Annotated in this window: 7 protein-coding genes; 6 read left to right on the top strand and 1 reads right to left on the bottom strand. The window is 71.0% G+C overall.

Annotation, left to right across the window (positions count from 1 at the left end; genetic code table 11):
- Window positions 1–1,381 (top strand): HD-GYP domain-containing protein (locus tag AC2W7M_RS18335; RefSeq protein ID WP_486133872.1); only part of this gene is annotated, 1,381 nt, incomplete at its 5' end.
- 17 nt (window positions 1,382–1,398) lie between these two features.
- Here the strand turns inward: AC2W7M_RS18335 and AC2W7M_RS18330 are convergent.
- Window positions 1,399–2,508, bottom strand: coding sequence for a site-2 protease family protein (locus AC2W7M_RS18330; protein WP_486133870.1), 1,110 nt, complete (start codon window positions 2,506–2,508; stop codon window positions 1,399–1,401).
- A gap of 248 nt (window positions 2,509–2,756) precedes the next feature.
- Between AC2W7M_RS18330 and AC2W7M_RS18325 the strand changes: the two genes are divergently transcribed.
- From AC2W7M_RS18325 to AC2W7M_RS18305, 5 genes are all read left to right on the top strand, one after another.
- Window positions 2,757–3,197 (top strand): MarR family winged helix-turn-helix transcriptional regulator, encoded by a 441-nt coding sequence (locus AC2W7M_RS18325; RefSeq protein WP_486133868.1) that lies wholly within the window; start codon window positions 2,757–2,759, stop codon window positions 3,195–3,197.
- The gene (locus AC2W7M_RS18320) at window positions 3,194–4,552 is read left to right on the top strand and encodes a multidrug effflux MFS transporter (RefSeq protein ID WP_486133866.1); all 1,359 of its coding nucleotides are present in this window, start codon (window positions 3,194–3,196) and stop codon (window positions 4,550–4,552) included. The genes AC2W7M_RS18325 and AC2W7M_RS18320 overlap by 4 nt, the downstream gene beginning before the upstream one ends.
- Window positions 4,553–4,843: 291 nt before the next feature.
- A complete protein-coding gene (locus tag AC2W7M_RS18315; protein ID WP_486133864.1) occupies window positions 4,844–5,137 on the top strand; it encodes a hypothetical protein in 294 nt (97 codons plus the stop codon).
- A gap of 37 nt (window positions 5,138–5,174) precedes the next feature.
- The gene (locus AC2W7M_RS18310) at window positions 5,175–5,537 is read left to right on the top strand and encodes a hypothetical protein (RefSeq protein WP_486133863.1); all 363 of its coding nucleotides are present in this window, start codon (window positions 5,175–5,177) and stop codon (window positions 5,535–5,537) included.
- Window positions 5,534–5,728, top strand: coding sequence for an OmpA family protein (locus AC2W7M_RS18305; protein ID WP_486133861.1), 195 nt, complete (start codon window positions 5,534–5,536; stop codon window positions 5,726–5,728). The genes AC2W7M_RS18310 and AC2W7M_RS18305 overlap by 4 nt, the downstream gene beginning before the upstream one ends.
- The last annotated feature ends 273 nt before the right edge of the window (window positions 5,729–6,001 follow it).

Raw genomic sequence — 6,001 nt, 5'->3', positions numbered from 1 at the left:
CCGCCGGCGCAGGGCCAGCTGCTGCTGCCGCTGGCCAGCCGGCAGGCGGCGCCGCTCGGCCTGGCTGCTGCTGGAGCATCCCCTGGACGTGCCGCATGGCGGCGCCGAGTTCCGTGCCTTCGCCGAGCGGCTGTCCGGCGCGCTCTCCTCGGCCATCGAGACGCGGCGGCTGATCGAGGCCCAGCGCAACCTGCTCGACGGCTTCGTGCGCCTGGTGGCCGACGCGGTGGACGCCAAGAGCCCCTATACCGGCGGTCACTGCCGGCGCGTGCCGGAGCTGGCGACCATGATCGTCGACCGGATGACGCAGGAAACGGACGGACCCTTCAAGGATTTCCGACTGAACGAGGACGAGCGCTACGCCTTCCACCTGGGCGCGTGGCTGCACGATTGCGGCAAGGTCACGAGCCCCGAGCACGTGATCGACAAGGCCACCAAGCTGGAGGCGATCCACAACCGGATCCACGAGGTGCGCACGAGGTTCGAGGTGCTGTGGCGCGATGCCGAGATCGCCCACCTCGCCCGCCTCGCCGCCGGGGCGGACCCGGCGCAGTCGGAGGCCGCGCTGACCGCCGAGCAGGCGGCGCTGAAGGACGACTTCGCCTTCCTCGCCGCCGCCAATATCGGCGGCGAGTTCATGACGGACGCGGCGGTGGCGCGCATCGAGCGCATCGCCGGGCGCACGTGGCTGCGCCATTTCGACGACCGGCTCGGCCTCTCGCGCGAGGAGGAACGGCGCGTCGCCGACCTGCCCGCGGTCCCGCTGCCGGCAGAGGAGCCGCTCATCGCCGATCGCGCTGGCGACATCATCGCCTGGCCGGGACGCCGCCCGCCGGTGCAGCGGGGCGACCCGGCCAACGTCTACGGCTTCGACATGGCGCTGCCGCCGCAGCGGGAGAACCGCGGCGAGGTGCACAACCTCTCGATCCGCCGCGGCACCCTCACCGACGAGGAGCGGTTCCTGGTGAACGACCACGTGGTTCAGACCTACGCCATGCTGAAGAGCCTGCCCTGGCCGCGGCATCTGGCGCGGGTGCCGGAGATCGCGGCGACCCATCACGAGCGCATGGACGGGGCCGGCTATCCGCGGCGGCTCGACGGCGGCGCGCTGTCGGTGGAGGAGCGGGTGATGGCGCTCGCCGACGTGTTCGAGGCGCTCACCGCCGCCGACCGCCCCTACAAGCCCGCCAAGCGTCTGTCGGAGGCCCTGCGCATCATGGCCTTCATGTGCAAGGAGGGGCACCTCGACCCGCAGGTGTTCGGCTATTTCCTGAAGAGCGGCATCTGGCAGGTCTATGCCGAGCGCTTCCTGCGCCCGGAGCAGAGGGACGCGATCGACGTGGACGCGCTCGGCGCCATTGCCGGCGTGCCGCAGGGCTGACGCCGGCGCGCGGCCGGTCAGGCGCCGGTGGGGCGCGGCGCGTGGGGCCGGCCGCCCAGCGCCACGTGGATCATCATCAGCTCGCCAACATTTTCCGGCGTCAGCAGGCCCACCAGCCGGCCGGCGCCATCGAGCACGCCCACGGCCGGGGCCTGCGCCTCGGTGATGAGCTTCAGCGCGGTGTCGAGCTTGGCGCGCGCGTCCACGGTCGGCACGTCCGCCTGCATCACCTCGATCACCGGCGTCTGCGGCCCCTGGTCCTTCAAAGCGCGGATCATGGCGTCGCGGGTGAGCACGCCGCGCAGGCGCCCGCCGCCGTCCACCACCGGGAATTCCTTCTGGGTCGAGCGGATCAGCGCCTCGGCCGCGTCGTCCACCGTGGACTGCGGCCCGAGCGTCTCGAAATGGGTGATCATCGCGTCCTGCACCAGATGGCCGCGCGAGGCCTCCTTGAGCTGCACCTGGCCGGCCTCGCCCGAGGCGGCCAGGAACACGAACACGGCGATCACGATCAGCATCGGATTGCCGAAGATGCCGAGGAGCCCGAGGGCGATGGCGAGCCCCTGGCCGATCGAGGCGGCGAGCGCGGTGGCGCGGGCAAAGCCCATGTTCATGGCGAGCACCGCGCGCAGCACCCGCCCGCCGTCCATGGGGAAGGCGGGGATCAGGTTGAACACCACGAGGAAGATGTTGGCCCCCGCGAGCTTGGCGAGCAGCGAGGTGCCGGGGTCCTCGATCTTGGCGAGGTCGTCCACGTTCACGCTGCCGCCGAGGATGGCGAGCAGAACCAAAGCGATGACCACGTTCACCGCCGGGCCGGCGAGCGCCACCACCAGCTCCTCGGACGGCCTCTCCGGGATGCGTTCCAGATTGGCGATGCCGCCGAACGGCCAGAGCGTGATGTCCGGCGTCTTCACGCCGTAGCGGCGCGCCGCCAGGACGTGGCCGAGCTCGTGCAGTAGCACGCACAGGAACAGCAGGGCGACGAAGATCACGCCGTCCCAGGCCGCGCCGGCCCCGCCCATGCGGTAATAGGCCGCCCAGATCCACACCAGGAACAGGAGGAAGGTGACGTGGATCCTGATGGCGGTCTCGCCGAACCGGCCGATGGTGAGGGACCAGGGCATGGGCGTCTCCGTCTGGGCGCGCCGCGGGTCCGCAGCACGGGCGGATCGCACGGCGCCGCCGCGGCGTGATGGCGGAGCGCGCCAGGCGAACCGACCAGGTCGACCGGCCGGCGCGCGCCACCGGTCTCCCACTCATAGCGGTTCGGTGCCGCTGCGCAACGCGGCCTTCGGCTGCGCCGTGGCACGCGCCGCCCTTGCGCTGCACGCGCCGATATTATATGGTTCTCTTATTATATGGCCGACTTTCTATGAATGAACCTCCCCTCGGATTCCTGCTCGTGGATGCCGCGCGGCTCTACCGCGCGCGGATCGATTGCGCGTTCGAGCAATCGGGCGTCGGTCTGACCGCCGGCGAGGCCCGCACGCTCGCTTACGTCAATCTGTATCCGGGCCACCGGCAGGCGGCGCTGGCGGTGAAGATGAACGTGGAGCCCATGACGCTCGTGGGCTTCCTCGACCGGCTGGAGGGGCTGGGCATCGTCGCGCGGGAGACCGACCCCGCCGACCGCCGGGCCAAGATCGTCCGCCTCACCGAGGCTGCCGCCCCCTACCTGGAACGCATCTCGTCCGCGGCGGCGACGGCACGCATGGAAGCGCTGGCCGGCTTCAGCGCCGAGGAGCAGGCCACCTTCCGGAGCCTTCTCGAACGCATGCGCGCCAATCTGGTGCGCTGCAAGGAGGGGGCATGAGCAAGGTCGAGCCCCTCACCATGACCAGTCCAGGCGCCGGCAGCTCGCCGCGTCCCCTCATGTCGGAAGCGCGCGTCGCCGTGATCGGCGGGCTCATGGTCACCATCGGCCCGGTGAGCCTGACCATGTACACGCCGGCCATGCCGCAGCTGGTGGCCGCGTTCCAGACCGACATCTCTATGGTGAAGCTCACCATCACCGTCTTCTTCCTCGGCTTCGCGGTATCGCAGCTGATCTGCGGCCCGCTCTCCGATGCCTATGGCCGTCGCCCCGTGGCGCTGTCCTTCTTCGGCATCTATCTGGTGGGCGCCTTTGTCGCCATGCTGGCGCAGGACATGAGCTGGCTGCTCGCGGGGCGCGCCTTGCAGGGCGTGGGCTGCGCCGCCGGCATCGCCATCTCCCGCGCCATCGTGCGCGATCAGTTCACCGGCCAGGCCTCGGCGCGGGTGATGAACCATATCGGCACCCTGCTCGCCATCGGCCCGGCGCTGTCGCCGACCATCGGCGGGCTGCTGCTCGGGGTCGCGAGCTGGCACGTCCTGTTCGTCGCCATGTCGGTGTTCGGCGTGCTGCTCATGGGCCTCATCGTCGTCGGCGTGCCGGAGACCAACCGCTACCCGGACCGGGCGCTGGCCGCGCCGCGCCGCATCCTGAAGAGCTATGGCGAGCTGCTGCGCAGCCGGGTGTTCCTGCGCGCCAGCCTGGTGCTCGCCTTCGCCCTCGGCGGGGTCTACACGCTGGCGACGCTGGTGCCCTTCATCCTCATCGACCGGGTGGGGCTGACGCCACCCCAGTTCGGCCTGGCGATGATGATCCAGAGCGGCTCGTTCATCGTCGGCACCCTGGTGGCGGGGCGATTCCTGAAGCGCACCAATGCGCTGAAGCTGGTGCCGTACGGCCTCGTGCTCGCCATGTGCGGCGCCACCGGCCTCAGCCTTGGGCCGCAATTCCTGCCCTTGACCACCGCCACCATCATGGTGCCGATCGGCTTCTGGACCTTCGGCATCGCCTTCATCGTCCCCGGCTGCACCACCACCGCGCTCGCGGGCTTCGCCCACATCGCCGGCGCCGCCTCCGCGCTCATGGGCTTCATGCAGATCGGCGGCGGTTCGTTCGGATCGGCGCTCTCGGTGCTGTTCCCGACGCCGCTCTCGGCGCTGGCGACGCTCCTGCCCGCCATGGCGTTCTCGGCCATGGCCACCCACTTCCTGCTGCGCCCGCCGGCCGGGGCGCCCGTTCGCGCGCCGGAGCCGGCGGTGGAGGCGACCGACCTGGAGCTGGCCGCCGATCCGCTGGGCGTGATCGGTGCCGCCGGCGACGAGATCGAGGCGGAGACTTACGCCCGGCGCCGCTGAGGCCCGCCGCGCCCGCGCGCCGGGCTGAATCGCGGTATTCCAGTCATGACAAGGACTTGCCTCCACAGGCCAGTCCGCGCCCCCGGCGCGCGCGCCCATTGACGTAACGGCTTGGCCGTGGCCACTCTCCCGCCATCTTTCGGGGGAGGACCCAATGACGACTTGGAGAGGAGCCGGAGGAGCGCTTGCGCTCATCCTCGCGGCGCTGCTCGGCGCCGCCCCGGCGCGGGCGCAGACGGTGAGTTACGCCGAGGCGCGGGCCTCCTGGCCCAGCATTGCGGCGGCGACATCATGAAGCTCTGCCGCGGGCTCAATCTCGGCAACGGCGCCATTCACCAGTGCCTTGCCGGCAATGCGGCCCAGCTCACGCCGGCCTGCGCCGCCAACCACGAGGGCATCCGGGCGATGACCGAGGCGCGCGCCGCCGCCCAGGCGGCCGTGTTCAAGGTCTGCGACCGCGACCGCGCCGAATACTGCCCCGGCGTCGAAGCGGGCGACGGCAACATCGTCTCCTGCCTGCTGCAGGCCTCCAAGGTGGTCAGCCAGACCTGCACCGCCGCCATCGTCAATGCGGGATATCGCTGATGCGCGCGCTCGCCTCCATCCTCGCTCTCGCCGCCGCTTGGCCGCGGCCGCGCCCGCCGGCGCGCAGCAGTTCACCCCCAATGCGCAGATCGTCCAGGGCCTGCAGGGCACCATCGACAATATGCCCGACGTGAGCGCGCAGGCCCTGCGCGGCCTCGCCGAGGCGCACATGCAGTATTCCGGGCCGCCGCAGAGCCGCCCGCCCCTGGCGATCCAGCTCGACCAGCTGGCGCAGATCAATGTCGAGATCGAGTTCGACCTGAACTCGGCGATGGTCAAGCCGGGCTCCTACCGCACGCTCGGCGCCATCGCCGACGCGATGCACCATCCCGAGCTGCTCGGCTACAAGTTCCTGGTGGTGGGCAATACCGACACGACCGGAACCCGCGCGGCAACATGAAGCTCTCGCAGGAGCGGGCCGACGCCGTGGCCACGGCCCTCACCACCACCTTCCGGGTGGATCCGCGCCGCATCCAGGCGGTCGGCCTCGGCGAGGAGAACCTCCAGGACGCGAAGAACCCCACCGCGGCCATCAACCGCCGGGTGCAGATCTTCAATGTGGGGCGGGCCGGCGTTCTGGCGCCGCGATAGCCTGCGCCGCAGGGGTCGCTTCAGGAACGGCAAAGGCGGACGCATCGCGCGTCCGCCCGTGGCCGATCTCGGAACCTGAAGGATCTCTGTGCGACACGAGGCTTGCAGCCGCGCCGCCTCGGGGACCCCGTCGAAATGCTAAGACAGGGCTTGCACCCGGCCGGCGGCCGGGGGCGGTCGGCGCGCGTCAGGCCTTGCCGGACTTGGCGGGAGCCTTCGCAACCGCCTTCGCAGCGGCGGGCTTGGCGGGCGCCTTGGTCTTGGCCGGAGCCT

The sequence above is a fragment of the Xanthobacter sp. BG11Y11_SDJG genome (assembly GCF_057364445.1).
Note: the sequence above shows the minus strand (reverse complement) of the source record. Positions and strands in the feature narration are given on the sequence as shown.